The 26,627-nt window shown below is 65.1% G+C and carries 17 protein-coding genes and 1 pseudogene; 8 read left to right on the top strand and 10 right to left on the bottom strand.

Translation table 11 applies throughout. From position 1 onward, the window contains the following. Window positions 1-7: 7 nt before the first annotated feature. Window positions 8-877 carry an MlaD family protein gene (locus HAP48_RS47140; RefSeq protein WP_029085341.1) on the top strand — a complete coding sequence of 290 codons (870 nt, stop codon included), beginning with the start codon at window positions 8-10 and terminating at the stop codon, window positions 875-877. A 248-nt stretch (window positions 878-1,125) separates the two neighbouring features. Here HAP48_RS47140 and HAP48_RS47135 read toward each other — a convergent pair whose 3' ends face one another. Continuing rightward, complete coding sequence (locus tag HAP48_RS47135) at window positions 1,126-7,182, bottom strand: apolipoprotein A-IV repeat region-like domain-containing protein (protein ID WP_166207405.1); 6,057 nt, start codon at window positions 7,180-7,182, stop codon at window positions 1,126-1,128. A 379-nt stretch (window positions 7,183-7,561) separates the two neighbouring features. On the opposite strand from HAP48_RS47135, the gene HAP48_RS47130 reads away from it, so the two are divergent. Together HAP48_RS47130 and HAP48_RS47125 are read left to right on the top strand one after the other, a co-directional pair. Further along, window positions 7,562-7,939, top strand: a complete 378-nt coding sequence (locus HAP48_RS47130; protein ID WP_166207402.1) for an Hpt domain-containing protein — start codon at window positions 7,562-7,564, stop codon at window positions 7,937-7,939. 161 nt (window positions 7,940-8,100) lie between these two features. Beyond that, the gene (locus HAP48_RS47125) at window positions 8,101-8,421 is read left to right on the top strand and encodes a 2Fe-2S iron-sulfur cluster-binding protein (protein ID WP_029085343.1); all 321 of its coding nucleotides are present in this window, start codon (window positions 8,101-8,103) and stop codon (window positions 8,419-8,421) included. A 6-nt stretch (window positions 8,422-8,427) separates the two neighbouring features. Here the strand turns inward: HAP48_RS47125 and HAP48_RS47120 are convergent, their stop codons facing one another. Next, on the bottom strand, window positions 8,428-8,889 hold the full coding sequence (locus HAP48_RS47120; RefSeq protein ID WP_166207399.1) for an acyl-CoA thioesterase: 462 nt from the start codon (window positions 8,887-8,889) through the stop codon (window positions 8,428-8,430). A 155-nt stretch (window positions 8,890-9,044) separates the two neighbouring features. Here HAP48_RS47120 and HAP48_RS47115 point away from each other — a divergent pair, with 155 nt between their 5' ends. Both HAP48_RS47115 and HAP48_RS47110 read left to right on the top strand, forming a co-directional pair. Then, window positions 9,045-10,073, top strand: coding sequence for an NAD(P)/FAD-dependent oxidoreductase (locus HAP48_RS47115; RefSeq protein ID WP_166207395.1), 1,029 nt, complete (start codon window positions 9,045-9,047; stop codon window positions 10,071-10,073). 126 nt (window positions 10,074-10,199) lie between these two features. Next, a complete protein-coding gene (locus HAP48_RS47110; RefSeq protein WP_166207391.1) occupies window positions 10,200-10,775 on the top strand; it encodes a DUF2147 domain-containing protein in 576 nt (191 codons plus the stop codon). A gap of 95 nt (window positions 10,776-10,870) precedes the next feature. On the opposite strand, the gene HAP48_RS47105 is transcribed toward HAP48_RS47110, so the two are convergent. The 8 genes from HAP48_RS47105 to HAP48_RS47070 all read right to left on the bottom strand — a co-directional run bounded on the left by HAP48_RS47105 (window position 10,871) and on the right by HAP48_RS47070 (window position 20,224). Continuing rightward, a complete protein-coding gene (locus HAP48_RS47105; RefSeq protein WP_166207386.1) occupies window positions 10,871-11,914 on the bottom strand; it encodes an ABC transporter ATP-binding protein in 1,044 nt (347 codons plus the stop codon). Then, window positions 11,907-12,881 (bottom strand): ABC transporter ATP-binding protein, encoded by a 975-nt coding sequence (locus HAP48_RS47100; protein WP_166207383.1) that lies wholly within the window; start codon window positions 12,879-12,881, stop codon window positions 11,907-11,909. Before HAP48_RS47100 ends, HAP48_RS47105 begins: the two co-directional genes overlap by 8 nt. Continuing rightward, window positions 12,878-13,699 carry an ABC transporter permease gene (locus HAP48_RS47095; protein WP_166207380.1) on the bottom strand — a complete coding sequence of 274 codons (822 nt, stop codon included), beginning with the start codon at window positions 13,697-13,699 and terminating at the stop codon, window positions 12,878-12,880. Before HAP48_RS47095 ends, HAP48_RS47100 begins: the two co-directional genes overlap by 4 nt. Before the next feature lie 67 nt (window positions 13,700-13,766). Then, on the bottom strand, window positions 13,767-14,702 hold the full coding sequence (locus HAP48_RS47090) for an ABC transporter permease (RefSeq protein ID WP_166207377.1): 936 nt from the start codon (window positions 14,700-14,702) through the stop codon (window positions 13,767-13,769). Between the two features lie 60 nt (window positions 14,703-14,762). After that, window positions 14,763-16,352: an ABC transporter substrate-binding protein gene (locus tag HAP48_RS47085; protein WP_175612282.1), complete on the bottom strand. Its 1,590-nt coding sequence runs from the start codon at window positions 16,350-16,352 to the stop codon at window positions 14,763-14,765. 382 nt (window positions 16,353-16,734) lie between these two features. Beyond that, window positions 16,735-18,693 carry an SGNH/GDSL hydrolase family protein gene (locus HAP48_RS47080; RefSeq protein WP_166207371.1) on the bottom strand — a complete coding sequence of 653 codons (1,959 nt, stop codon included), beginning with the start codon at window positions 18,691-18,693 and terminating at the stop codon, window positions 16,735-16,737. 116 nt (window positions 18,694-18,809) lie between these two features. Next, window positions 18,810-19,886 carry a lysylphosphatidylglycerol synthase transmembrane domain-containing protein gene (locus tag HAP48_RS47075; RefSeq protein WP_029085353.1) on the bottom strand — a complete coding sequence of 359 codons (1,077 nt, stop codon included), beginning with the start codon at window positions 19,884-19,886 and terminating at the stop codon, window positions 18,810-18,812. Between the two features lie 23 nt (window positions 19,887-19,909). Then, the gene (locus HAP48_RS47070; protein ID WP_166207368.1) at window positions 19,910-20,224 is read right to left on the bottom strand and encodes a hypothetical protein; all 315 of its coding nucleotides are present in this window, start codon (window positions 20,222-20,224) and stop codon (window positions 19,910-19,912) included. Between the two features lie 299 nt (window positions 20,225-20,523). Here HAP48_RS47070 and HAP48_RS47065 point away from each other — a divergent pair, with 299 nt between their 5' ends. The 3 genes and pseudogenes from HAP48_RS47065 to HAP48_RS47055 all read left to right on the top strand — a co-directional run bounded on the left by HAP48_RS47065 (window position 20,524) and on the right by HAP48_RS47055 (window position 26,560). Then, window positions 20,524-21,912, top strand: coding sequence for an MFS transporter (locus HAP48_RS47065; protein WP_224497124.1), 1,389 nt, complete (start codon window positions 20,524-20,526; stop codon window positions 21,910-21,912). 80 nt (window positions 21,913-21,992) lie between these two features. Beyond that, window positions 21,993-24,011 (top strand): S9 family peptidase, encoded by a 2,019-nt coding sequence (locus HAP48_RS47060; RefSeq protein ID WP_210292773.1) that lies wholly within the window; start codon window positions 21,993-21,995, stop codon window positions 24,009-24,011. 141 nt (window positions 24,012-24,152) lie between these two features. Continuing rightward, a pseudogene (locus HAP48_RS47055) lies at window positions 24,153-26,560 on the top strand (EAL domain-containing protein). Window positions 26,561-26,627 lie beyond the last annotated feature (67 nt).

Raw genomic sequence — 26,627 nt, 5'->3', positions numbered from 1 at the left:
GTGATTGATGGAAACGCGGGCGAACTACGTCTTGATCGGGGCTTTCACGCTGGCGGTGATCGCCGCCGCGTTCGGCTTCGTGCTGTGGTTCCAGAGCCTGCACACCACCAAGCAGCGCAGCCCCCTGCGGGTAATCTTCGAGGGACCGGCATCGGGCCTCCGCAATGGCGGCAATGTCAATTTTAACGGTATCCGGATAGGGGAAGTGGTCTCGGTGAAGCTCGACAACCCGCGGCGCGTGGTCGCGCTGGCGATGATCGAGAACAACGCGCCGCTCCGCAAGGACACCCTGGTCGGTCTCGAATTCCAGGGCCTCACCGGCGTTGCCGCGATCTCGCTGAAGGGCGGCGAGGAGGCCGCTCCGCCGGTGCCGCTCGACGAGGACGGCATCCCGGTTCTGACCGCCGACCCCAATGCGCTGCAGGACGTCACCGAGGCGATCCGCGCCACGCTGCAAAACGTCAACCGCATCGTCGCCGACAATCAGCAGTCGGTGAAGAATTCGCTGAAGAACCTCGAGGTCTTCACCCAGGCGCTGGCGCGCAATTCCGAGAAGATCGACAACGTCATGCTCAAGGTCGACGGCGTGATGGGCAAGGCCGACAGTCTGATGCTGGGCCTCAATGCGATCGCCGGCGGCAACAGCGGCAGCGAGCTGAACCTGATGGTGAAGTCGATCCGCGAGCTCGCCGAGGATCTCGACAAGCGCTCCACCGCCCTGATCACCGACGGCCGCCGCACGCTCTCCGACATCAGCCGCGCCGTGAACAATTTCGACCGCAACCCGAGCCGGGTGATCTTCGGCGGCAGCAACAACGCCGCACCCGAACCCGCGCCGGCTCCGGCCGCAGCACCCGGACCGCGGCGGCGGCAGTGACGTGATCGGCGAATGGCGAGTAGCGAGTAGCGCTCCAGTCTGACACACCAGTCATTGCGAGCGAAGCGAAGCAATCCATCTCTCGACTCGCTGTTGCGTGGATTGCTTCGTGCTTGCGCTCCTCGCAATGACGCCGGCTAACACCGGAGCGCCTTTCCACGGCGAGACTCAGCGGCCGCCGCCCCAAGCAAAAACGGAGACCTTTCGGTCTCCGTTTTTCATTCGCTACTCGCTATTCGCCACTCAGCTTACCCCAGCCGTCCCGCGGCATGTGCGAGCAGGGTGTAGACCAGCCCGGTCTCCGAGGTCAGGTGGCCAGCCAGCTCCTGCTGGCCGCGGCCTTCGCGGGCGACTTCGTCGAGCAGCCGCTCGAACTCCGCGATGTAGCGGTCGACCGTCTGCTTGAAGCCGCGGTCGGCGCGGTACTTGCGGGCCACCTCATCAAAGGCCTTCTGGCCGGCCGGGGTGTAGAGGCGCTTGCTGAACGCCTTGTTCTCGCCGCGCTGGTAGCGATCCCACATCTCGGCGGCAAGCGTCCGGTCCATCAGCCGGCCGATGTCGAGCGACAGCGACTCCAGCGGATTGGCGGCAGGCTGCTGCTGCGGACGCGGGCGCTGGGCCTCGCGGCTCGGCTGCGCCGGCGGCGGCGCGTCGCTGCGGTTAAGCAGGTCGGACAGCCAGCCGTCGCCGTTGTTGTTGTTGGGGCTTGCCGGGCTGACCGACGGGGCCTCGGTGCGGCGCGAACTCGCCATGCCGAGATCGGGCGGCGGCAGCGTCGCGGCGCTGTTGCCATTGTCCCGCATCCGGACGTCGCCGCGGCCGCCGGCGGCAGCCATCACCGGCTCCTCGTGGCGGACGCTGGCGCGGTTGGTGCTGACGACGTCGAGCCCGCGGCCGTGATGGGCGACGATGCGGTTCAGTTCGGCCAGCGCCTCGATCTGGTCGACGATCACCTTGCGCATCTGCGCGGTGTTCTCGGCGGCCTCCTGCGGCATTTCGAGCACGCCGCGGCGCAGCTCGTTGCGGGTGGCCTCGAGCTCGTTGTGCATCTCGCTCGCCATCTGCTTCATCGCCGTGACCATCGCGGAGAACTTCTCCGTCGAGTCCTTGAACATCGCATCGGTCTCGGCGTTGCTCTGCTGGTAGAGGTCGTTCATGGCGTCGACGGTCTGCTGACGCTCGTTCTCGGCCGCCATGCGCACCGCCTCGAACTGCTTGCTGATCGCCGCCGAACCGGCGCCTGCGGTCTCCGCCACCACGCGTGCGATGTCGCGGGCGCGCTCCTCGGCCGCGGCCAGCGATTCATCGAGCAGCCCGGTGAAGCGCGACAGCCGCTGGTCGAGATCGGTGGTGCGCAGGTCGATGGTGGTGACCAGCGATTCCAGCGCCGACTTGCGCTCGCTGACGGAGGCCGTCGTCGAGCGGTTGGCCTGCTCGACCACGGCAGCCGCGTCGATCAGCGCCTTGCCATGGGTCTCGAACTCGCTCGACAACGCGCCGAGATCTTCCAGCGCCTTGCCGGTCTTGCTGTTGAACACCGTGAGCTGGTCTTCCAGCGTCTGGGTCGCCACGCCGTTGCGCGAGGTGACGTCGTTCATGGCGGACACGAAGTCGGCCACGCGGGTCACCAGCGCGCGCTCCAGCGAGTTGAGGTTGTCGTGGGCGCCGGTCAACACTTCCTGCAGCAGGATGTTGCCCTCGCGCAGCCGCTCGAACAGCGCGACCGTATCGGTGCGCAGGATCTTGCTGGTCTCCTGCATCTCGGTGACGGCCGAGATCGAGACCTGGCGCGACTGATCGATCGCCGCGCGAGAGGCCTGCTCGAGCTCCTTGAGCGACTTCGCCACCGCGCCGGTCGCCTGGTCGCCGGCCGAGGTGATGTTGCGCGCGACGTCGCCGCCGTGCGCCGACATCGACTGCGAGAAGGCGAGGCCGCGGGTTTCGATCGCCTTCAGCGCATCCGCAGTGGCGCGATCCATGTCGGTCGCAAGCTGCGTGGTCTTGGCGGTCAGCGCCTCGACCAGCGAGCCGCGGCGGCCGTCGACGATCTGCGACAGGCGCTCGGTCTGCTGCTGCACATAGGTGACGATCTCGTCGGTCTTGCCGGTCATCGCCGAGCCGAACGCGCTGGAGGCCGACAGCACCGAGCGCTCGATGTCGGCGGAGGTCGTCTTGACCTTGGTCGAGACCTCGTTGGACATGTTGATCAGCGCGGCCTGCGCGTTCTGCGCCGACGTCTGGATGTTGTCGGTGGTCTTGGCCGTGACCGCACCCAGCGCGCGCTCGATATCGGTCGAGAGCGTGCGGATTTGGGCGGCGGCATCGGCCGAGGTTGACGCAAACGAGCTCTGGGCCTCGCGGGCGCTGCCCAGCACGGTCTGCGCGGTCTCCGCGCCGGCCGTGGTCAGCGAGCGCTCGATCTCGGCGGAGATCGCGCGGATCTGGCTTGCGGTCTCGCTGGACGTTGCCACGAACGAGTTCTGGGCGTCGCGGGCGCTGCCCAGGATCGACTGGGCGGTGTTGGTGCCGACCGCCGTCAGGGTGCGCTCGACATCGACGGCCAGCGACTTGACGTGGTTGACGGCGTCCGTCGCCGCGCTGACCAGTGTGTTCTGCGCCTCGCGGGCACCTGCGGTCAGCGCCTCGGCGGTGCCGCTGCCGGCCATCGACAGCACGCGCTGGATGTCGGCGGCAAGCGCCGTCACCTGTGTCGCAGACTCGGCGGATGCGCTGACCAGCATGCTCTGGGCTTCACGCGCACCTGACGTGATCGATTCCGCGGTGGCCGAGCCGGCCATCGACAGCGAGCGTTCCATATCGGCCGCGAGCGTGCGGACCAGATTGGTGGCCTCGGTGGACGCACCGGCAAGCGTGCTCTGGGCCTCGCGGGCGGAAGTGACGACGGCTTCCGCAGTGGCGGTGCCGGCCATCGAAAGCGAGCGCTCGATATCGGCCGACAGGGTGCGGACCAGATTGGTGGCCTCGGTGGACGCACCGGCAAGCGTGCTCTGGGCCTCGCGGGCGGAGGCGACGACGGCTTCCGCGGTGGCGGTGCCGGCCATCGACAGCGAGCGCTCGATGTCGGCCGACAGGGTGCGGACCAGATTGGTGGCGTCGGTGGAAGCGCCGGCGAGCGTGCTCTGGGCCTCGCGGGCGGAGGCGACGACGGCTTCCGCGGTCGCGGTGCCGGCGGTCGAGAGCGAGTGCTCGACGTCGGCCGCGAGCGTGCGCACTAGATTGGCGGCTTCGGTGGAGGCGCCGGCGAGCGTGCTCTGGGCCTCGCGGGCGGAGGCGACGACGGCTTCCGCGGTCGCGCTGCCGGCCATCGAGAGCGAGCGCTCGACGTCGCTGGCGAGCGACTTCACCTGGCCGGTGACGTCGGTCGATGTCGCGATCAACGTGGTCTGGGCCTCGCGCGCGCCGGTCATGATCGCTTCGGCGGCGGCAGAGCCGGACATCGACAGCGACTGCTCGACATCGGCGGCGAGCGACTTGACCTGGCTGGCGGCCTCGGCCGACGCCGAGACCAGCGTGGTCTGCGCGTCGCGGGCGCCCGACAGCACCGAGGCTGCGGTGGCGCTGCCGGCGGCCTGCAGCGTGCGCTCGACATCCTCCGACAGCGCCTTGATCTGGGAGGCGACGTCGCCGGAGGCGGAGACCAGCGAGACCTGCGCGTCGCGGGCACTGGTGAGGATCGAATTGGCGGCGCTGGTGCCGACGGCAGTCAGCACGCTCTCGACCTCGGCCGAGCTCTGCTTGAGCTGGTTGCCGACGTCCGAAGACACTGAGAGCAGCGCCTGCTGAGCGGTGCGCGCGCCGGTCTGGATCGTCTCGCTGGTGTTGACCACGAGGTTGGTCAGCGAGCGCTCGGCGTCCTCGACATGGGATTTGATGCTCGACGACAACAGCTCGGCGCGGGACATCAGGTCCTCGCTCGCCTGGCGGCCGCTGCTCTCGATGCGGCCGGCGACGGCCTCGACGCGCGAGCCCAGCAGGTCCTCGAACTGCGCGACGCGGGTGTCGATGTCGCCGGCGATGACGCCGACGCGGCTCTCGATGCCCTGCCGGATATCGGTGAAGCGCGCGGTGATGGTGTCGGTCAGGTTCGAGCTATGACCACTGATGGTCTCGACGAGGCGAGTGCTGTGACCGTCGATGGTTTCGGCGAGGCGGGTGCTGTGGCCGTTGATGGTGTCGGCAAGCCGGATGCTGTGGCCGTCGATCGTCTCGGTGACGCCGTTGATACGGTGGTCGACCGCGGCGATCGCCTGCACCGTGCCCTCGGTCAGGGTCGTGGTGAGCAGGCCGAGCCGCGAGTCGATCGACTGGATCGCCTGGGTGGCGCCTTCGGTGAGTTGCGTCGCGAGCGTGCCGAGATGGCCGTCGATGGTGTCGGTGACCGACTTGGCGCGGCTCTCGAAGGTGACTTCGAGCGTCCTCATGCGGCCGTCGATAGTGTCATCCAGCGATTGCAGACGGCCGTCGAACGAGCCGATCTTGCTGGCGAGCGAGGAGTCGAACGACGACAGCTTGTCGTTCAGCGAGGCGTCGAGATTGGTGACGCGGCTGCCGAGCGTGGTCTCGAACTGCAGCAGGCGCTGGTCGAGCGAGGCGGTGATGTCGCCGCTGTTGGTGGTGACGCGATGGTCGAACGTGTCGACATAGATCTTCAGGCTGTCGGCGATGTCCTGGGTGCGCTGGCCCATGCGCTCGACGATATCGCCGCCGAAGGTCTTCACGGTGCGGTCGAATTCCGAGATGTGGCGGGTAATCAGTGCGCCGAGCGTGCCGGAGTCGCGGGCGAATTTCTCGGCGAGCTCGCTGCCGTGGTTCTTCACCAGGTCGTCGAACGCGCTCATCTGCAGCGACAGCGAATCGTGTGCGGTCTCGGTCTGGCCCACCACCTTGGCGACCAGCGAATTGACGGTGACGTCGAGCGCCTCGCTCGCCTTGTCGCCGGAGGTCATGATCTGGCCGGCGAGGCGGTTTCCGGCGTCGTCGATCTTGCTGACGAGGTCGTTGCTGCGCAGCTCGAGCTCCAGCAGCAGCGAGTCCGCGGAGTTCTTCAGGGAGTCGTGGACCTCTTCGGTGCGGTCGGAGATGCCGTCGACGATCGCAGACGAACGCTGCTCGAACTCGCCGGTGATGCGGTCGACACGCTCGTTCAGCATCTCGTGGACGCGATCGGCCAGATCGACGAACTCGTCATGGACGTGGCCGGTCTTGAAGTTGAGGCTGGTGGTGAGCCGCTCGGAGGCGTCCATCACCGCGCGGGTGGTCTCGGCGCTGGCTTCCTCGAGGCGGTCGAGCAGGTCGCCGCCGCGCTCGCCGAGCGCGAGGATCATGTTGTCGCCGGCATGGCTCAGCGCCGTCGTGATGTGCTGGCCGCGCTCTTCCAGCGCGCCGGTGATGCTCTTGGCGACCTCGTCGACGCGCGAGGCGATCGCGTCCGAGATCAGCGCAATGTCGTGGCGCAGGTCGATCTGCACGCCGGAGATCGCGCTGCGCACCTGCTCGGCCTGGCCGACCAGATTGTCGCGCTGGTGGGCGATGTCCTGCAGCAGCGCGCGGATGCGCACTTCGTTGTCGGAATAGGCGCGTTCCAGCGCCGCCACTTCGTTGGCAACCAGCGTCTCGAGTTCGCCGGCGCGCGCGATCGCGCGCTCGACGCCGTCGCCCATCGCCGCGACCTCGCGGCGGATCGCCTGACCGACCGTCACCATGGAATCGGCGGCGGCGTTTTCCGGCTCGGAGAATCGCATTGCGACCTGCGCCATCGATTGCGCGATCATCTGCATGCGCTGACCGTGCGCGGCGAGGCTGGCGAGATAGTAGAACAGGAGGATCGGCACGGCGAACAGCGCGGCGAGGCCGGCGAGCACCAGCACGCCGGTGCCCTGGGCCATCGAAGCCTGCAGCGCGGGCCAGAAGGCGATGGTGAGGATCGCGCCGCCGAGCAGCCAGGCGCCGGAGCAGACGAAGAACAGCGTGAAGGCGTTGCGTGCGGAACGGCCGCCCTGCAACGTCTGCAGCATCTGGCCGATGGTCTCGCGATCATCGTTGGCGGCGCGGCGCGGCGCGCGCGACTCCTCGATCGGCTCGAACGCCGGGCGATCGACATTCGGACGCTGATCCAACGATGCAGCTGAAAAATCGGGCGCAGGCGGCGGCAGATTTGGCGGCGCGGCGCCTTCGTTGAGGGAGCTGCGGTTCTCCGCACTCTGTTCGCTGATGTTGAGGGCTTCCTGGATGGCAGAAAGCGCGACTTCGGTGGGATCTTTGACCTTCTTGGGAGTGTTCGCCATGTTCAGTCCAAGCCCTCTCACTATTTTACGCGTCGGCGAGCCTGCGATCGTCCCCACGCAAGCTCGAAGCCGGTGCCCACAAGCGGAGGCAAGCGCCCCCCTCGGCGGCTTGTCCGCTACATCCGCAAACATCCTATTGGCTGAGCGATGCGAATGAAATGCTTGCGATTAATACTTTCTTAATCATCGTTAACAGCTTTGCGCCATAAGGCCTTATGGGTACTCGAAATTCCTGCGTTAGCGCGTCGATTGTGTCCAGAAATTGTCCAGAATGGGGCGGTTTTGCCGATCATCCCGACAACAATCCGTTAACCAGTTTCGTGATTGGCTTGGCCAACGCGCCGCCGGCGAGACCCGGCGGAGACGACAGGGACAGGCCATGCCGCTTCATCTCGAACGGGTTGAATGGACGCAATCGCCACCGCTCGCGCCCGGCGACGGGCCGATCGACCTCGATCACCTGCAGCGCATGACGCTGGGCGACCGGGGGCTGGAGCGGGAAGTCCTGGCCATGTTCTCGACCCAGTCCGCCCGGATCCTCGGTGAGCTGGCTGTCTTGCCGCCCGAGGCGGCGACCCATGCCCACACCCTGAAAGGATCGGCGCGGGCGATCGGCGCATTCGGCGTTGCCGAGGCTGCCGCCCAGCTCGAAACCGCGCTGATCGGCGGTTCCGATCCGGCCCAGCCGCTGGCTGCGCTCGGGGCTGCGATCGCCGAGGCGCGCACGGCGATTGAGCTGATTCTGCGCCGTTCCTAGCCCTACAGCGCTTCTACGGCCCGCCGCCGCGGCCTGAGCGCCCGTCCGGGCCGGCCGGCAGGTTTTCGGTCTCCGCGCTAGCGCAGTGCGGATCGACCCGTTATACGACTGCCGGGACCTTTCCAACCATCGTCCGGCGCATTCCGGCAGCACGAGCAATCATGGCCAAAATCCACTTTATCGACCATTCCGGAGAGAAACGCTCCATTGATATCGAGAACGGCGCGACGGTGATGGAAGGCGCGATCCGTAACGCGATTCCCGGCATTGAAGCCGAATGCGGCGGCGCCTGTGCCTGTGCAACCTGCCATGTCTATGTCGACGAAGCCTGGCGCGAGAAGGTCGGCGCGCCGTCGCCGATGGAAGAGGACATGCTGGATTTCGGCTTCGACGTGCGTCCGAACTCGCGGCTGTCCTGCCAGATCAAGGTAACCGACGACCTCGACGGATTGGTCGTGTCGACGCCGGAGCGGCAAGCTTAAGGTCCCTTATTCGCCGTCCGGGTTCACACCGCGACGGACCCAGCGGCGGAAGTTGTCCTTGACCTCCGCCGGCAGCGGTGTCGGCCTGCGCGTGGCCTCATCGATCATCACCGTGACCGCCTTCGCCGACGCCACGCGTCTGCCTTCCGAAAACACCACCTGATCGAAGGTGGTCGACGTCCGACCGAACTTGACGAGACCGAGCCCGAGCTCGATCTGACCCGGCCAGTGCAACTCGGCGCGGAAATGGATGTCGAGGCGCACCATGATCCAGCCGAGCCCCGCCGGCATCAGCCCCATGCTGCGGTCCTTCACCAGCGTGACGCGGCCGGTTTCAAAATAGCTTGCATAGACCGCGTTGTTGACGTGCCCGTTCGGGTCGAGATCGGCAAAGCGCACATTGTCGGACAGGCGGTAGGGAAAGTCTTCCAGGCGCAGCGCATCGTCGGCGCGGACAGGGGCGTTCACGAGGGGGATCTCCGTCGGTTTCCCGCCCATACAGCCGAGTTGCGCAGGCTCGGCAAGGGGTTGCCGCGCCAGCCGCTGTCCCTATTATGCATGTCGCCATACTTGGTTGGGCAGGCGAAAGCCGTCCAGCCGATTTCAACTGAAAAGAAGCGGATATGAGCGAAGTGATCAAAACCGATGTGCTGATTATTGGCGCGGGTCCCTGCGGACTGTTCGCCGTGTTCGAACTGGGCCTGCTCGACATGAAGGTGCATCTGGTCGACATCCTCGACAAGATCGGCGGGCAGTGCGCCGAGCTTTATCCGGAGAAGCCGATCTATGACATTCCCGGCATCCCCTTCGTCACCGGCCAGGGCCTGACCGAGCAGTTGCTGGAGCAGATCAAGCCGTTCAACCCGACCTTCCATCTCAACGAGATGGTGGAGTCGATCGAGAAGATCGGCGATCCCCTGTTCCGCGTGAAGACCGACGCCGGCAAGGAATTCGAGTGCAAGGTCGTGGTGATCTCGGCCGGCGGCGGTTCGTTCCAGCCGAAGCGGCCGCCGGTGCCCGGCATCGAGGCCTATGAAGGCACGTCGGTGTTCTATGCCGTGCGCAAGATGGAGCAGTTCCGCGACAAGGACATCCTGATCGTCGGCGGCGGCGATTCCGCGCTCGACTGGACGCTCAATCTGCATCCGATCGCCAAGCGCATCACGCTGCTGCACCGGCGCGACGATTTCCGCGCAGCGCCGCACAGCGTCGAGCAGATGCGCGCGCTGGTCGCCGGCGGCAAGATGGATTTGAAGATCGGTCAGGTCACGGGGCTCGAGGGCGCCAATGGCCAGCTCACCGGCGCGGCGCTGAAGGGCAACGACAACGCGCTTTCGACCATTACCTGCGATACGATGCTGCCGTTCTTCGGTCTCACCATGAAGCTCGGCCCGGTCGCGAACTGGGGCGTGGCGCTGGAGAACAATCTGGTACCGGTCGACACCGCGGCGTTCGAGACCAACGTTTCCGGTATCTTCGCGATCGGTGACATCAATACCTATCCGGGCAAGCTGAAGTTGATTCTCTCCGGCTTCCACGAGGGCGCGCTGATGGCGCAGAAGGCCCACCGCTACGTGTATCCGGACAAGCGGCTGGTGTTCCAGTACACAACCTCGTCATCGAGTTTGCAGAAAAAGCTTGGAGTGAACTGATTCCACTCCAATAGCGACCTATGCCGGAGGCATCGGCCATGACCTGCGCGGTGCGGGTACTGGAACCCTCCGTGAAATGGCCGTAGTCTGCTTCTATTCGAGTAGTCGATCGATCAGGTGATGATGATGCGGAACACGCTGACCAGACTTCGGCTGATCCTTGCGATCGCGGCAGCCTTCGTTCTAGCTGCTCCGCTTTCAGCCAGGGCGGCCGACCCATCATCCGCGGCCGGCCTCTGGCAGAAGCTAGTGGACGGCAAGCCCGACGGCTGGTTCCTGGTGATCGACCACAACGGCATCTTCGAGGGCGTGATCGCCAAGATTTTCTCCGATCCGGATGATCCGCCGAATCCGATCTGCTCGAAATGCACTGACGACCGCAAGAACGCGCCGTGGCTTGGTCTGTCCTTTATCCGCGACATGAAGCGCGATGGTCTGAAGTACGAGAACGGCAACGTGCTCGATCCTCGTGACGGCAAGATCTACAAGGCCAAGATGTCGCTGAGCGCCGATGGACAGACGCTAACCATGCGCGGCTATCTCGGCATCTCGCTGTTCGGCAAGGACGAGGTCTGGACCCGGCTGCCGGATACCGCGATCGCCCAGCTCGATCCCGCGATCGTCGCCAAATATCTGCCGGCACAAGCCGCAGCGGTGAAGCCGCCTCCGCCGCCACCGCCGCAGCCGCTGAAGAAGCGGTAAGGCCCTCTCTCAGCCTGGTTTGAGTTGTGCTCCCGTGCGCGCCAAGGATTTCCTTGGAGCGAGAGCGCTGAGTTCTGAATTAGATCCAAAGAACTTCAGATATCTCGATTGAAGGCTGGGGCCGGGTCGGCGAAAGCCCGACCGGCAATCTCTTCAGTTCGCCAGCACCGGACCGCGTGTCCATCGGGGCGCGTTTCCAGCGATGGCCCAGGCTCGCGGCAGCAGATCGCTTCGGCATAGTGACAGCGCGGATTGAACGCACATCCGTCCGGCGGATTCAGCGGACTGGGAGGCTCGCCCCTTGTCGTCGCAAGCGGCGCGCGGCGTAGCGGATCGGGAATCGCCGCGATGAGTGTTTGCGTATATGGGTGCGCCGGACGTTCGAAGATTTCGCGCCAGCCGCCGGTCTCCACGATGCGGCCGAGATACATGACGGCGACCCGGTCGCTCATGTGCTCGACGACGCCGAGGTCATGGCTGATCATGATGTAGGAGAGACCGAGCGTTTCCTTCAGCTCCAGCAGCAGATTGATGATCTGGGCGCGGATGGAGACATCCAGTGCCGACACAGGCTCGTCACAGATGACGATCCTGGGATTGAGGATCAGCGCGCGAGCGATGCCGATGCGCTGACGCTGGCCGCCCGAGAACTCATGCGGGTAGCGGCCGGCCTGCTCGGGCCGCAGGCCTACATGTTTGAGCATCGCCTCGACGCGTCCGTCGATCTCGCTCTTCGCCGTCACGCCATGCAGCCGCAGCGGGGCCTCGAGCGTGCGACGAACGGTCTGGCGGGGATTGAGCGAAGCGTAGGGATCCTGAAACACGATTTGGACGATGCGGGCCAACGCCTTTCGATCGACCGATTGCCGTCCGGTCACGACCTGACCGTCCAGCACGATGCGGCCGCGCGTCGGCAGCAGCAGGCCAAGTATCGAAAGCGCGACGGTCGACTTGCCGCAGCCGGATTCGCCGACGAGACCAAGGCATTCACCGCGCTTCAGTTCGAGATCGATGCCGTCGACCGCACGCAGCAGCCTCCGGCCGCCGCCCTGGAAACCGCCACCAATCGGAAAATGGACCGCGAGATCCTGCACGCTGAGGATGACATCGTCGCCGGACCCGTGCGCAGGTTCATGCATGGTGATGGCACCTGACAAATCCGTCTTGCCCGAGCAGTGTCATCTCCGGCGCGGTGGTCCGACAAATGTCGGTCGCTCGCGCGCAACGTGGATTGAACCGGCATCCCGCCGGGAAATCCGCAATCGCCGGGACGACACCCGCGATCTCCCTGAGCCTGCTCCGGCCGAGTGCCGCACGCGTGCCGAGCCGCGGCAACGCGTCGACCAGGCCTTGGGTGTAGGGATGCGCGCATGCACGGAAGACATCGTCCGAGCCGCGCTCCTCGACAATGCGGCCGGCATACATGACGGCGACACGGCGGCAGAGGTTGGCGACCAGGCCGAGATCGTGACTGATCATCAGGATCGCCGTGCCTCGCTCGGCGCATAGATTCCGCATCAGCTCGATGATCTCCGCCTGCACGGTCACATCAAGCGCGGTGGTCGGCTCGTCGGCGATCAGGAGGTCCGGCCCGCATGCGAGTGCGGCGATCATCACGCGCTGACGCATGCCGCCCGAAAGCTGGTGCGGGTAATCCTTCACCCGTCGCTCGGGCGCGGGGACGCGGACGCTCGCCAGTGCCTCGACGGCCAGCTGGTTGGCTTCGCGCCAGCTCTTGCCCTGGTGCAGCACGAACATCTCCGCGATCTGCCGGCCAACGGGCGAGACCGGGTTGAGCGCCGTCATTGGCTCCTGGAAGATCATGGCGATGCGATTGCCGCGCAGCGCGCGTTGTTCGGCCGCTGGAAGTCCCTGGATCTCGCGGCCCTCAAATCGGATGGCGCCGGCGCCGATCGAAAGCGGCCGGCGCAACAGACCGATCAAGGCGAGCGCCGAGATGCTCTTGCCGCAGCCGGATTCGCCGACCAGGCCGAATGTCTCGCCGCGATCGATGCGGAATGAAACGCCCTCGACCGCCGCAACCCGGCTGGACCCGTTGTCGAGGTCGATACGCAGGTTCTCGACTTCGATCAGAGGGGGCGTCATGTGCGCCGGCTCCGCGACTGTGGATCGAGAATGTCACGCAAGCCGTCGCCGAGCAGGTTCAGGCCGAGCACCGTCAGGAAAATCGCGAGGCCAGGGAAAACCGAGAGCCACGGTGCCGTGGTGATCTGGTCGCGGGCCTCCGAGAGCATGCTGCCCCAGCTTGGAAAGGGTGGGCGGATTCCGAGGCCGAGGAACGAAAGCGAGGCTTCGGCCAGGATCGCGCCGCCCATGCCCAGCGTAGAGATGACGATGATGGGTCCGAGCATGTTTGGCAGCAGCTGCGTGATCATGATGCGCAGATCGCCGTAGCCCAGCACCTTTGCCGCCTGCACATAACCCTGGCTCTTGAGCGACAGCGCCGACGCCCGTGCGATCCGGCAGGAGAACGACCAGTTGGTCAGCCCGAGCGCGATCAGGAGGCTGGTCAGGCCGGGTCCAAGCACCGCCATGATGGCGAGCGCGAAGATCAGCGAGGGAATTGCGAGCATGAGATTGGTCAGCCCGTTGACGAAGTCGTCCCACCAGCCGCCCCAATAGCCGGCGGTGAGACCCAGCGTCACGCCGATCACGCTGTTGACGAGCTGCGAGACGATGCCGACCGTCAGCGAGATGCGCGCGCCGTACACGACGCGGGAGTAGATGTCGCGACCCTGCGCGTCGGTGCCGAACCACCAGATCCAGCTCGGCGGCTCCTCCGCATTCAAGAGGTTGGCATCCATGACGGGATCGGTATGCGCCAGCCAGGGCGCGAACAGACCGACGAAGACCGCAAGCGCGAACAGCGCGCCGCCGATGATGAGACTGGTTCCGAGCTTCATCGCGGCCGCTCCGCCACGACAGGCGGTGCGGTCGATCGCGCGCAGCTGTGGGAGAGCCGACCGGCGCTCATGCGTATCTGATCCTCGGATCGATCACGGCATAGGCCACGTCGATCAACGTATTGACCGCGAGGAAGAACAGCACCACCACGAGAATCGAGCCCTGGACGGTGGGAATATCGCGCTGCAGGACACTGTCGACGAGCAGTGAGCCGATGCCGGGCCAGGAGAACAATTTCTCGACCACGACCGCCTGTCCCATCAACGCGCCGAATTGCAGGCCAATGGTCGTGAGAATGATCACGAGCGCATTGCGCAACACATGCCATTTCACGACCCGGGTCTCGCTCATGCCCTTCGAGCGCGCGGTCCGCACGAAATCCGCGGTCATGATCTCGAGGACCGCGGCGCGCGTCGTCCGTGCCAGCAACGCCATCGGCGAGACGCCGAGTGTCACGGCAGGCAGGATCAGATATTTGAGCCCGCCATCGCCATAGCCGAAACTCGGCAGCCAGCCGAGCTTCAACGCAAACAGGTACATCAGCAGCAGCCCGAGCCAGAATTTCGCCATCGAGAGGCCGGACACCGCCACCACCATCGAGACCGTGTCGACGAAGCCGCCTGGCCGCAGTGCCGCGATGAAACCGAGCGGTACCCCGATCGCAATCGCAAACGTCATGGCTGCGAATATCAGTTGCAGCGTCGGCCACATCCGTTTGGCGATCATGGTGGTGACGGGCTCGCGGGTCCGGAACGACGTCCCGAAATCACCTGTCGCAAGCCTCGAGATATAGGAGCCGAAGCGGATGTAGACGGGATCGTCGAGGCCGAGCTGCTTTTTCATGCGCTCCACGACCTGCGGGTCCGTCGGCCCTCTGCCGTCATCGCCCATGCTCGATACGATGCTGCCCGGAACGACGCTGAACAGCACAAAGATCACCAGCACGACGGCCAGCACGGTCGGAATGGTTTGCAGGATTCGACGGATCAGGAAGGCGAGCATTGGACGTTTTCCTCCCTCCCTCCATCAGTCCCTGCGATGGAGGGAGGGCGAGAGCACATGTCACTTCGCGGGCGAGGTCTCGTCGACCCAGAGGTCTTCGACGTTCTGGTGGGTCAATTCGGTTGCGTTCAACTGGATTCCCTTGAGCCACGGCTGCACCGCCATGACCGCCTTGTTGTAGTTGAAGAACCAGACCGGCGCTTCGTCATAGAGCAGCGCATTGGCCTTCTGCAGCAGCTGGCCGCGCTTGGCGGCGTCATCGGTCTGCCCGGCCTCGTCGATCAGCTTGTCGAAGTCGGCGTTCTTGAAACTCATGTAGTTGCAGGCTGATTGCGGCGTCGCCGAGTGGAAGCATTTGAGGGCCGCCTGGGGATCCGGGCCGGTCGACTGCGAATAGACATAGGCCTGGAAGTCGCCCTTGCGAATGACTTCCGACAACACCGCGGTTTCGACCTGCTTGACCTTCACCTTGATGCCGACTTTGTCCAGCATCGGTATAATGGCTTCGACGATCGGCAGGCCCCAGCTTTCATTCTGGCTGGTCGTCCATTCGAATTCGAAGCCGGAAGGATAACCTGCGTCCGCGAGCAGCTGCTTCGCCTTCGCGGGATCGAAGGCGTAGGGCTTCATGGTCTTGTCGTAGAACGGCGAGGTCAGGGGCAGCCAGCTCGTGGCGCGATAGGCCTTGCCCTTGACCAGTTTCTTGATGATCAGATCGGTATCGATCGCATGGTTGATCGCCTGCCGGACCCGCTTGTCGGAGAACGGTTTGAATGCGGGATTCATCCCCATGTAACGCGTGAAGACTTCGGCGACTTCGACGATGGTGCCCTTGAGATCGGGGTCGGCCTGATAGGCGACATACTGCGCGGGCCCGAGCACCGAGGTGTCGATTTCCTTGTTGCGGAAGGCGACATCGCGCGCCGCGGCTTCACCCATCAACGACACGATGAGCTTGTCGGCGTACGGCTTGCCGGGCTTGTAGAATTTGTCCCACCGCTCAAGCACGACGCGCGATCCCGGCACGTGCTCGACGAATTTGAATGGGCCAAGACCGATCGGCTTCTGCAGGAAGCCCTCCTTCGCGGCCTCGTCGGCGGGATAGATCGAGGTCAGCGCGGTGAAGAAATAGAAGCCCGGATCGACTTTCTCGGTCAGCTTCATTTCGAGCGTGAAGTCGTCGATCTTTTTCAGGCCGGAGATTTCCTTGGCTGTTCCATTCTCGACCGCGGCGGCGCCCTCGATCACGCGGACAAAACGCGCGCCGGGATAGGCCTTGCTGCCGTCCATGATGCGATTGTAGCTCCAGATGATGTCATCGGCCGTCATCTTGCGACCATGATGGAAGTAAGCGTCGTCGCGCAGCTTGAAGGTATGGACAAGACCTCCACCGGAGACGATGTCCTCCTTGGCAAGCTCCAGCACCGGCTTGCCTTCGACGGAATTCCAGATGTAGAGCGACCGATGCAGCGCTTTGGCGTAGATCTCGTCCTGGGCGCGCTGTGTCGTATGGATGTCCATGCTGGTGAAACTTGAGCCATAGGGCGCGGTCATACGAATGGTACCGCCCTTGCGCGGTGTCTGGGCCTCCGCCGCGGCGGATAGTGCCAGTGCCAAACCTGCCACTATCGCAATCTGCTTGAACATCATGCTTCTCCAAACGGGAGTATTGATCAGCGAGTTGACCACTCGCAGCACGTCAAGCGCAAGCACACGTTGACAGCGATCGGGTCCAATACGTGTGCAGCCTCAAAAGCGAGGGGGCGGACAACCATCGGGGGCGGCACGTGGTGCGCGATCCGGTTCGAAATGTCGCTGGTGAGGTGACCAGGGCGCGTGTCGAATGAATAGGGGCAGGGCGCGGAAGTCGGTATCCAGGGTTGCATCGGCAGGATGCTCGCTGGAATTGATTCAATCGCACTCAGTACTTGTCCGCAGTTTGCGCGGAGCCCGTAAGTAATTGCGATTGAATAAATTTCTGGTTCCGCGCCGAATTTCTGAAGGTCGCCCGCTTCAGGAACGGGCCACGGCTTCAGCGTTGCTCCGGCGCGATCTGCAGCGGTGCGACCGGCTCGGACGTCACCTCGGGCACGACGGTGTTCAATCGCAGCACGGTGGCGGCCGCGGGGACCGCGGCATCGGCCATCGCCGCATGGCCTTCTGCGCTCGGGTGCACCGCGCCGCCATACACCGCCGACAAGATGCCCCATGTCGCGTCATGGATGTCGGTTGGCTGCATCGAGGACGGCAGGCCTTGCGGATAGGTCATCGCCGCGAAATAGCTGTCATTGGCATCGCGGATCCAGCGCGCGCGCGGCAGATAGGCGCGATATTCGCCGGCGCTGCGGCCGCATTTGAGCGGCTGGTTGGCCGCGGCGACGATGTCGGACACAAAGCTGTCGCCATTGGCGGCGAAGCAGTCGCGGTCGAATTCCGGATCGGTCGACGCGCGTGCGCAGAAGCCATGGCTCGCAAACGCATCCTGATGCGCGTCGACGAAGGTCATGCGGTCGGCCTGCGGATTGCGGCAGATGATGCCGGACTGGCGCTGCGCGATCGCCTTGAGCTGCGGCAGGAACTCGTTCTGTACAAAGCCCGTGACCGACGCGAGCCGCTTGGGATCGGCGTTGAACGAGGGATGGATCTCGAAGCCGGCGCGGCCGCCCGGACAGGGCGCGCCGCCATTGGCCAGCGCCGGATTGGCATAGGCCGTGTAGACGACGTGCGAGAGGTCGCCGCCGACCAGAGGCTTCAGCGCATCGCGCAGCTTGGCAAAATCGGCCGGCAGGTCGCGCGCCAGTGCCGAACGGGCATCGTCGACGCTGGCCATCGAGCCGCCCTGGCTGAACAGCGCGCGTTCGGTGGGCGTGTCGACGATCACGTTGGCGACGAGGCCCGAGAAATAGATGTCGTTGGCGCCGACCGAGAGCAAGATGAGGTCGAGCGTGCGGTCCGGCTGCCGGCGCTTGGCGGCCGCCAGCGCCGTGCGCAGCTCCGCAATCTGGCCGTTGACGGTGCCCGAGCAGGTGTTGGCGGTCTTGGTCGGCAGGCATTCCCGCGCCTGCTGCGAGCCGAGCAGGCCGTCGGCGATGGTGGCGCCGGTGCAGGCCAGCGGCAGATAGGTCACCGCGATGTGCGGATATTGCACGGCAAGCGCCAGCGCAGTGCGGGTCTGGTAGCTGTACAGCGAACGGTGACAGGCCGAGTTGAGCCAAAGCGCGCTCTGGCGCTGCCAGTTGGTCAGGGTGTCCGGCGCCTCGCAGGCGCGGCCGCCCTTGTAGCCGGCGCGGCTTGGCCGGTAATACTGCGCGCCGCCGAGATAGGAGCGGAAGCAGAAGCCCTCGTCGGAGAGCGCAATCGCGCGGTCGGGATTGCCTTCGCCGGATGCGATACTGTCGCCGAGGCCCGCAATCAGCAGATCGCGCACCGCGATCTGCGTCGTCAGGCGCTGGTTGGCGTCCGCGCCGCTTGCGACATCGACGGTCGCGACCGTGGTGCGGCCGTAACGGACGCGCAGATTGACCGGCTCGGCGCAATCGAAGGTCGAGGATTGCGGCCCGTCGCCGTCGTCGAACGACCAGGCGCAGGTCGCACCGACCGGAACCGGGCCGGTGAGGCGAACCACGATCGGGTGATCGATCGGCGTCAGGTAGCTTTCCTTGACGTTGTCGCGGGTGCAGGGCTCGCTGACGCGGCCCTGCAGGTCGATGCAGAGTCGGTTGACCATGTTGCGCGCCCAGCCGCGGCCATCGCTTTGCAGTTCCAGCGCCTGTTCCGTGGCCAGCACGCTGCGGCCAAGCCCGCTTTCGACATGGAGGCGGAAGTCGCGCTCCTCGCGGAACAGACGGAAGCGATTGCGGACCTCCCAGGAGATCTGAAGCTGACTGTCCTGCGCGTCCGCGGCTGATGCGAATACCGCCAGCAGCGCGCTGCCGAGCAGCGCGCTGCAGACCGTCACACGAAACGAAAATCGAACCAAAGAGCCAATCATGGCGCGGTTTGACGTGAGCGGTACGGCGAAAATAAGAGAATCGGGTGCGGGGATCGAAAAACCGGCATCGAAGAGCTGGGACCGAGAGCCGGGATTTGGGGCCGATAACGTCGCTGTTACCGCCTCAGCCGCCTGATCTGCTGCTGCCGGCTTTCGATCGGTTGCCGCACGGTCGCCGAAGCCGTGCAGGCTTGGCTTAGTCGCTTTCGTTCTTGCCAGGGCTTCACCACGTTGAGCCAGAGCTCGCGCATGCCCATGATCGAGATCGAAATCCCGAACGGGATCAGGAAATAGAGGATGCGGAACACCACCAGCGTCGCCAGCAATTGTTCCTTGCTGAACTCCGGCAGCGCCACCAGCATTGCGGCATCGAACACGCCGATCGAGCCGGGGGCATGGCTGGCGAAGCCGAGCAGGGTCGCCAGGATGAACACGACGGCGAGCGAGACGAAGTCGATATGCGGCTCGGTCGGCATCAACAGGTACATCGCAAGCGCACAGAAGCCGAGATCGACCACGCCGATGATGATCTGCAATAGCGTCAGCCTGGCGGAGGGCAGCACCACCTTCCAGCCGTTCTGGCCGAGCTCGCGGCGCTTCTCGCCGGTCAGGAGCCAGACGAAATAGGCGCCGATGCCGGCGAGGCAGCCGAGTGCGATCAGGCGGTTCATTGCCGGCGGCAGCAGGTCCATTGCCGATGCCGCCGCGGGGTGCCAGGCCATGCCGAAGCCGAGCACGAACAGATTGCCGAGCCAGAACGTCAGGCCCGACAGAAAGCAGATCTTGGCGACGTCGATCGCGGACAGGCCGTAATCGGAATAGATCCGGAAGCGGATCGCGCCGCCGGTAAAGACGGTGGCGCCGATGTTGTGGCCGATCGTGTAGCTCGTGAAGCTCGACAGCGCTGCGATGCGGTAGGGGACGTGGGTCTTGCCGATCGTGCGCAGCGCGAAGAAGTCATAGAAGGTCAGGGTACAGAACGCCCCGACCACACAGAGCGCCGCCAGCGCGATCCGGTGCGGTGCGATGTCGGTCAGCGCAGTGAGGATGATACCGGTATCGACGCCCTTCAGGGTGTGGACCAGCGTCGTGATTGCGAACGCGATGATGAGCACGCTCGCAGCGATCCCGAGCCGTTTCCAGCCGATCTTTTCCTTGAAGCCACGCCCAAGCGTGGTCAGCAGCCGAAGCATTCATCCTCCCGGCAGGGACAATTTCAGTGGGACCCGGTCACGGATAGCGACGGGTAACGGGCAAACGCACCGTACGCGATGACCCATAAGGCAAAACCGATGCGTTGTGCAGCCCTTGACAAGCCAACCTTCGGCTCACGTTCAGCGTCATTGTCATATTGGCTACATATGGTCTCGCTCTGCGGAATGTGAGTCGCCTGTATCCGTCCGCTGCGGCGAGGATGCGGCATGTTCCGCCGTTCTGCGGCCGTTCCCGGCGATTTCATCCGCATTTTTGCCGATTTTGCCGCCGTCTCGGCACCGGCGCGGGGCAGCGAATAGACGATATGCATCAGCACGGGGACGCCGGAGCGCGGCCGCGGCGTTTACCAAAGCGTGAAGTCGCCGTGCACATGTGCGTGGTCCGGCTGCAGACCGCCGCTCGGGCCCGGATGAGTCGCGCAAGACCCGGTCCGTAGGTCTATTGAGGCAAAACGCCGCGCAAGATGGCAGCAGCCGCTGCATGGGCCGGCCGGCACGACGACAGCACACTTCGATCGGTGGCGAAGTATTGCGTCGAAACGAAGGCCTATCTCTCGCATTGGTTGGCCAGAGCGAGGACAAGACCATGCGGCAGACATCCCTGAACGCTCGGCGTATGCCGGACGGGAGCGCAGCCTGCCATCAGGCGCCGACCGGCCTTGCGGCAACGTTGACGCTGGCCGCGATGAGTCTCGGTTACGGCGTCGTGCAGCTCGACGTCACCATCGTCAACACGGCGCTCAATGCCATCGGCGGCTCGCTCGGCGGCGGCGTTGCCGAGCTGCAATGGGTGGTCAGCGCCTACACCATCGCCTTTGCCGCCTTCATCCTGACCGCCGGCGCGCTTGGCGACCGGATCGGCGCCAAACGCGTCTTCATGGCAGGCTTTGCGATCTTCACCGCGGCGTCGCTCGCCTGCGCAATCGCGCCCGACGCCGTGACGCTGATCGCCGCGCGCTGCGTGCAGGGACTGGCTGCGGCGATCCTGGTGCCGAACTCGCTCGCGCTGCTCCGCCACGCCTATGCGGACGAGAAGGCGCGGGGACGCGCGGTCGGCGTCTGGGCCGCAGGCGCGAGCCTGGCGCTGACCGCCGGTCCGTTCGTCGGCGGCGGACTGATCACCTTGGTCGGCTGGCGCGCGATCTTCCTGGTCAATTTGCCGATCGGCCTGGCCGGGTTGTGGCTCGCCTGGCGCTTTGCCGGCGAAACCACGCGCCATCAGCAGCACCAGCTGGATCTGCCGGGCCAGCTTGCGGCGATCGCCGCGCTCGGCACGCTGGCCGGCGCGCTCATCGAGGGCGGCGCGCTTGGCTGGGGCAGCCCGTTCGTGGTTGCAGGCATTATTCTCGCCGCCGTCTTCTCCGTGCTGTTCGTGTGGCGTGAGGCTAGCGCGGCGCAGCCGATGCTGCCGCTCTCGCTGTTCCGCCGGAGGATGTTTGCCCTGACCTCGCTGGTCGGCCTCCTGGTCAACGTCGCGTTCTACGGGCTGATCTTCGTGCTCAGCCTCTACTTCCAGCAGGTCAACGGCCTGTCGGCGTTCGCAACCGGTCTGGCGTTCGTGCCGATGCTCGGCGCCGTGCTGCCCGCCAATTTGATCGCGCCGCATGTTGCGGAGCGGATCGGCGCGCCGGGGACCATCGCGCTCGGCGCCGCGACCTCGGCCGCCGGATGTGTGGGACTGCTGTTGATCGGCCCCGGCACCAGCTACCCCGCGATCTGTCTGCAACTGCTCGCCATGAGCGCCGGCCTCGGCCTGCTGGTGCCGCCATTGACATCCACGCTGCTCGGCAGCGCCGAGCCGCAGCATGCCGGCATCGCGGCCGGGGTGCTGAATGCGACCCGGCAGACCGGCAGCGTGCTCGGTGTCGCGCTGTTCGGCTCGATGGTCGGCCGGTCCGCGGCCTTCATTGCCGGCCTGCATGCAGCGCTCGTGATCTCCGCCGCATTGTTGCTTGCGGCCGCCGCGCTGATCTGGATCGGTGCATCATCACAAGCGCGGCAATGATTGAACCGGCGATTGCGTGATCGCAAGGCTGCAACTAACTTTGCCCCGTCGGCAGGCGTCGCCGACGGGAGGCCGATCAGATGCCCATGAAGATGCCCACGACAATCGACCGTCGCCTCTTGCTGCAGCGCGCCGTCATGCTTGGCGCGGCGCTGCCATTCGCTGGTCTGATCGGTTCGGCCCGCGGTGAGGCGCCCGACCTGGTCGCGCGCAGGGTGTTCTTCGACAATCCCGACTACCTCAATGTCCGTCTCAGCCCGGACGGGACGCAGCTGTCCTATGTCGCGCCGCTCGACGGTGTGAACAATCTCTGGGTCGCCCCTCTTTCCGATCTCAAGGCGGCACGGCCGGTCACGCGCGTTACCGATCGCAATATCTCGGCCGGCTATCGCTGGGCACATACCAACCGCCATGTGGTGTTCTTCCGCGAGCGTGACGGCGACGAGAACTGGCGTGCCGCCAGCGTCGACATCACCGACGGGAAGGTTGTGCCGTTGACGCCGGAGACCGGCGTCAAAGCCTTCGTCCAGGAGTCCGACCGCAAATTCCCCGACGAGATGCTGCTGCGGCACAACCAGCGCGACAAGCGCTACTTCGACCTGTACCGCGTCAACGTCGTGACCGGCACCAGCGAGCTCGTCTACGAGAACCACGACTATGTCGGCCTGATCACCGACAGCGCGTTCCAGCTGCGCCTGGCATATCGCCTGATTGCCGACGGCTCGGCCGAGGTGTTCGAGCGCCGTCCGGACGGTAGTTGGGCGCCCTTCATGACGGTGCCGATCGCCGACACCGATACGACCCAGATGCTGGATTTCAGCGCCGACGGCAAGACGCTATACCTGATCGATTCACGCGGCCGCGACAAGGCAGCGTTGTTCGCCCTCGACATGGCCACGCGTCAGACCACACTGCTTGCCGCCGATGATGACGCCGATATCGTGCGGGCGATCTTCGACGAGAATCGCCGGCCATTGGCGGCGCTGGCGATCACGGACCGGATGCACTGGCATGCCGTCGATCAAAGCGTCGCTAGCGACCTCGCCGATCTGGGCCGCTATGGCGCCGGCGACATCAGTTTTGTCAGCAACAGCGATGATCTCCAACTGGGCACGGTCCATTTCGAGCGCGACACCGAGAGCGGAGAATACGCGCTGCTCGACCGCCGCACGCGCGAGGTGCGCAAGCTGTTCACGCAGCGCCACACGCTTGACGGCGTTGCGCTGCGCAAGCTCGAGCCGGTCGTGATCCCCTCGCGCGACGGCCTGCGCCTCAACTGCTATCTGACCCGGCCGGTCGAGGCCGAGGCCGGCCGGGTGCCGCTGGTGCTCGTGATCCATGGCGGACCGTATTATCGTGACAGCTGGGGATTCAGCCCGGTCCATCAGTGGCTCGCCAGCCGGGGCTATGCGGTGCTCGCCGTCAACTACCGCGGCTCGACCGGCTTCGGCAAAGCCTTCGTCACCGCCGCCGACCACGAATGGGGCGGCAAGATGCACGACGACCTGATCGATGCGGTCGATTGGGCGATCGCGCAAGGTATCGCCGATCCGAAGCGCGTCGGCTTCTTCGGCGGCAGCTATGGCGGCTATTCGGCATTGATGGCGGCGACCAAGACGCCCGATGTGTTCGCTTGCATCGTCGATCTGTTCGGCATTTCCAACCTCGTCACCTTCATGGCGACGATCCCGCCCTACTGGGGCCCGTGGATCAGTGTCTGGAAAAACCGGCTTGGCGATCCCGACACCGAGGCCGGCCGCGCATTCCTGGTCGAACGTTCGCCGCTGACCCACATCGACCGTGCCATCAAGCCGATCCTGATCGCGCAGGGCCTGCGCGATGTCAGGGTTGTGGCTGCCGAGTCCGAGCAGATGGTCAATGCGCTCAAGCAGCGCGGAATACCCGTGACTTACGTCACATTCGCTGACGAGGGGCACGGTTTTGTGCGGCCGGAAAATCGGCTTGCCTTCTACGGCATCACCGAAGCGTTCCTTGCCAAACATCTCGGCGGCCGTTGCCAGCCCATCGGAAACGATTTCGCCGGCTCGTCACTCAAGGTCGAGACCGGAGCTGAACTGGTGCCCGGGCTGCGCGGCTGAGCCGAACTGCAGCTGGCGCTTTCCCTGCCTGAAATGCTCTGCGTTCAAGGCTTTTTCACCATGCGCGAAGCCGTGTTGCAGTGCGGTTACCGTTCGTACACGAATGCGCTGGTTTTTATAGGTCCATAAATGGGGCCTATAATGTATCGCGTTTTGACCTGTCTCACTTTGGAACACGACTGGCGGCTGGTCGTCCTTGGTGGGGTAATCTGCCTGCTCGCCAGCGCCGTCACGATCAGCCTGTTTCACCGTGCCCGCGCCGCAGAGGGCCGCGCCCGCGAGATCTGGCTCGGTCTTGATGCGGCGGTCGGCGGTTGCGGGATCTGGGCCACCCATTTCGTCGCCATGCTGGCGTATGATCCCGGCATCGAGGCTGGATACAACATTCCCATCACGCTGCTGTCGCTGGTGCTCGCGGTTGCGATCCTGGCCGTCGGATTGGCCGTCGCCACGCTCGACGAGCGCTGGTGGACGGTGGCGGCTGGTGGCGCGATCGTCGGCGCAGGTGTCGCGGCGATGCACTACACCCCGGCATGCTGGGCCTGCAACTGCCGGCGCGCATCGTCTGGTCGCCCGGCATCGTGGCCGCATCGATCGCATTCGGAAGCCTGTTTGGCGCGCTGGCGCTTGTCGTTGCCACGCGTGGCGAACGCCTGGGCACCACCGCGGCTGCGACCGGCCTTCTGACCGTTGCGATCGTCTCGCACCATTTCACCGCGATGGGTGCGGTCACCCTGGTCCCGGATCCGACGATCGTTCCCGACGGGCTTTCGGTCTCGCCGCGCGTGCTCTCGTTCATGACTGCGGTTGCAGCCTTCGCGATCCTCGGCCTGTCGCTGATCGCTTCCATCCTCGATCGCCGCGCCAAGACCGAGCTTCACAAGCAGAAAGTGGTGCTGGATACCGCGCTGGAGAACATGTCGCAGGGGCTGTGCATGTTCGACGCCGATGGCCGCATCATGCTGTTCAACGAGCGTTACAGCGACATCATGGGGCGCAACCGCGTGCCGCTCAAGGGACGCCTGCTGATCGACGTCTTGCAGGACCTGCATTCCATCGGCGAGTGGGACGGCGATCCCGAGGAGTTCTGCGATGCTCTCGTTGCCGAGGCAAAGGCCGGCCAAAGCGCGACGCGGATCGTCAGCCGCAATGACCGCGCGATCCGCGTGGTCGACCAGCCGATGAAGGGCGGCGGCTGGGTCGCAACCTTCGAAGACATCACTGAATGGCAGCAGGCCCAGGAACAGATCTCGCACATGGCGCGGCATGACGCGCTGACCAACCTGCCGAACCGGACGCTGTTCCGCGAGCAGCTCGAGAAGGCCTCGAGATTGGCCAAGCGCTCCGACCAGCTCGCGGTGCTCTGCCTCGACCTCGATCATTTCAAGGAGATCAACGACACGCTTGGGCATCCGATCGGCGACGCGCTGCTGCGCGAGGTCGCGCGGCGGCTCGGCGAATGCGTGACCGAGCATGACACCGTGGCTCGGCTCGGTGGCGACGAATTCGCCATCGTGCAGTTCTGCAGCAACTGCGAACCATCAGTGGTGTCGCAGCTCGCAAGTCTCGTGGTCGAGCGGATCGCCGCGCCCTACGAGATCGGCGGCCATCAGCTCGTGATCGGCGTCAGCATCGGCATCTCGCTCGCACCCGAAGACGGCAAGGGTCCCGACGAACTGCTGCAAAAGGCCGATCTGGCGCTGTACCGCGCCAAGGCCGACGGCCGCGGCACCTACCGGTTCTTCGAGACCGGGATGGATGCGCGCGCGCAGGCGCGCCGCCTGCTGGAGCGCGACCTGCGGCTCGCGCTCGAGCGCGACGAGTTCGAGGTCTATTACCAGCCGATCCGCGATGTCGTGGGCGATCAGGTGGTCGCCTTCGAGGCGCTGGCGCGCTGGAACCATTCGCTGCGCGGCCTGATCGCGCCCAACAATTTCATTCCGGTCGCCGAGGAAACCGGGTTGATCGTTCCGCTTGGCGACATCGTGCTGCGCAAGGCCTGCGCCGATGCCGCAGGCTGGCCCAAGGACATCGCGGTCGCCGTCAACCTGTCTCCGGTGCAGTTCAAGAATCCGAACCTGGTGTCGTCGGTGAAGGCGGCGCTGGAAGCATCCTGCCTGTCGGCGGATCGGCTTGAGCTCGAGATCACCGAATCGGTGCTGCTGCAGAACAGCGAGGCGACGCTTGCGGTGCTGCACGAGCTGCGTGGTTTCGGTGTCCGCATCTCGCTCGACGATTTCGGCACCGGCTACTCCTCGCTGAGCTATCTGCGCAGCTTCCCGTTCGACAAGATCAAGATCGACCGTTCCTTCGTGACGGACCTTGCGACGCGCGAGGACTCGATGGCGATCGTGCGCGCGGTCACCGGCCTCGGCAAGAGTCTCGGCATCGTCACCACGGCCGAGGGTGTCGAAACCGACACCCAGTTCGACCTGCTGCGGCAGGAGGGCTGCACGCAGGCGCAGGGCTATCTGTTCAGCCCGCCGCGGCCGGCGGCTGATGTCGCCAAGATGCTGCTGCGCAGGCTGCCGGAACGATCGGTGGCTTGATCAACGACGGCGAGGACGCTGGCTTCTTGTTTGGACGCGTTTTCTTTACGCGAACCGGCATCCACTT

The sequence above is a fragment of the Bradyrhizobium septentrionale genome, assembly GCF_011516645.4.
In the GTDB taxonomy this organism is placed as follows: Bacteria; Pseudomonadota; Alphaproteobacteria; order Rhizobiales; family Xanthobacteraceae; genus Bradyrhizobium; species Bradyrhizobium septentrionale.
Note: the sequence above shows the minus strand (reverse complement) of the source record. Positions and strands in the feature narration are given on the sequence as shown.

What these genes read in the sequence shown, in the direction of transcription:
- HAP48_RS47140 (WP_029085341.1), top strand. Translation starts at nt 8, where the DNA reads ATGGAAACGCGGGCGAACTACGTCTTGATCGGGGCTTTCACGCTGGCG.
- HAP48_RS47135 (WP_166207405.1), bottom strand. Translation starts at nt 7,182, where the DNA reads ATGGCGAACACTCCCAAGAAGGTCAAAGATCCCACCGAAGTCGCGCTT.
- HAP48_RS47130 (WP_166207402.1), top strand. Translation starts at nt 7,562, where the DNA reads ATGCCGCTTCATCTCGAACGGGTTGAATGGACGCAATCGCCACCGCTC.
- HAP48_RS47125 (WP_029085343.1), top strand. Translation starts at nt 8,101, where the DNA reads ATGGCCAAAATCCACTTTATCGACCATTCCGGAGAGAAACGCTCCATT.
- HAP48_RS47115 (WP_166207395.1), top strand. Translation starts at nt 9,045, where the DNA reads ATGAGCGAAGTGATCAAAACCGATGTGCTGATTATTGGCGCGGGTCCC.
- HAP48_RS47110 (WP_166207391.1), top strand. Translation starts at nt 10,200, where the DNA reads ATGCGGAACACGCTGACCAGACTTCGGCTGATCCTTGCGATCGCGGCA.
- HAP48_RS47105 (WP_166207386.1), bottom strand. Translation starts at nt 11,914, where the DNA reads ATGCATGAACCTGCGCACGGGTCCGGCGACGATGTCATCCTCAGCGTG.
- HAP48_RS47100 (WP_166207383.1), bottom strand. Translation starts at nt 12,881, where the DNA reads ATGACGCCCCCTCTGATCGAAGTCGAGAACCTGCGTATCGACCTCGAC.
- HAP48_RS47095 (WP_166207380.1), bottom strand. Translation starts at nt 13,699, where the DNA reads ATGAAGCTCGGAACCAGTCTCATCATCGGCGGCGCGCTGTTCGCGCTT.
- HAP48_RS47090 (WP_166207377.1), bottom strand. Translation starts at nt 14,702, where the DNA reads ATGCTCGCCTTCCTGATCCGTCGAATCCTGCAAACCATTCCGACCGTG.
- HAP48_RS47085 (WP_175612282.1), bottom strand. Translation starts at nt 16,352, where the DNA reads ATGATGTTCAAGCAGATTGCGATAGTGGCAGGTTTGGCACTGGCACTA.
- HAP48_RS47080 (WP_166207371.1), bottom strand. Translation starts at nt 18,693, where the DNA reads ATGATTGGCTCTTTGGTTCGATTTTCGTTTCGTGTGACGGTCTGCAGC.
- HAP48_RS47075 (WP_029085353.1), bottom strand. Translation starts at nt 19,886, where the DNA reads ATGCTTCGGCTGCTGACCACGCTTGGGCGTGGCTTCAAGGAAAAGATC.
- HAP48_RS47065 (WP_224497124.1), top strand. Translation starts at nt 20,524, where the DNA reads ATGCCGGACGGGAGCGCAGCCTGCCATCAGGCGCCGACCGGCCTTGCG.
- HAP48_RS47060 (WP_210292773.1), top strand. Translation starts at nt 21,993, where the DNA reads ATGCCCATGAAGATGCCCACGACAATCGACCGTCGCCTCTTGCTGCAG.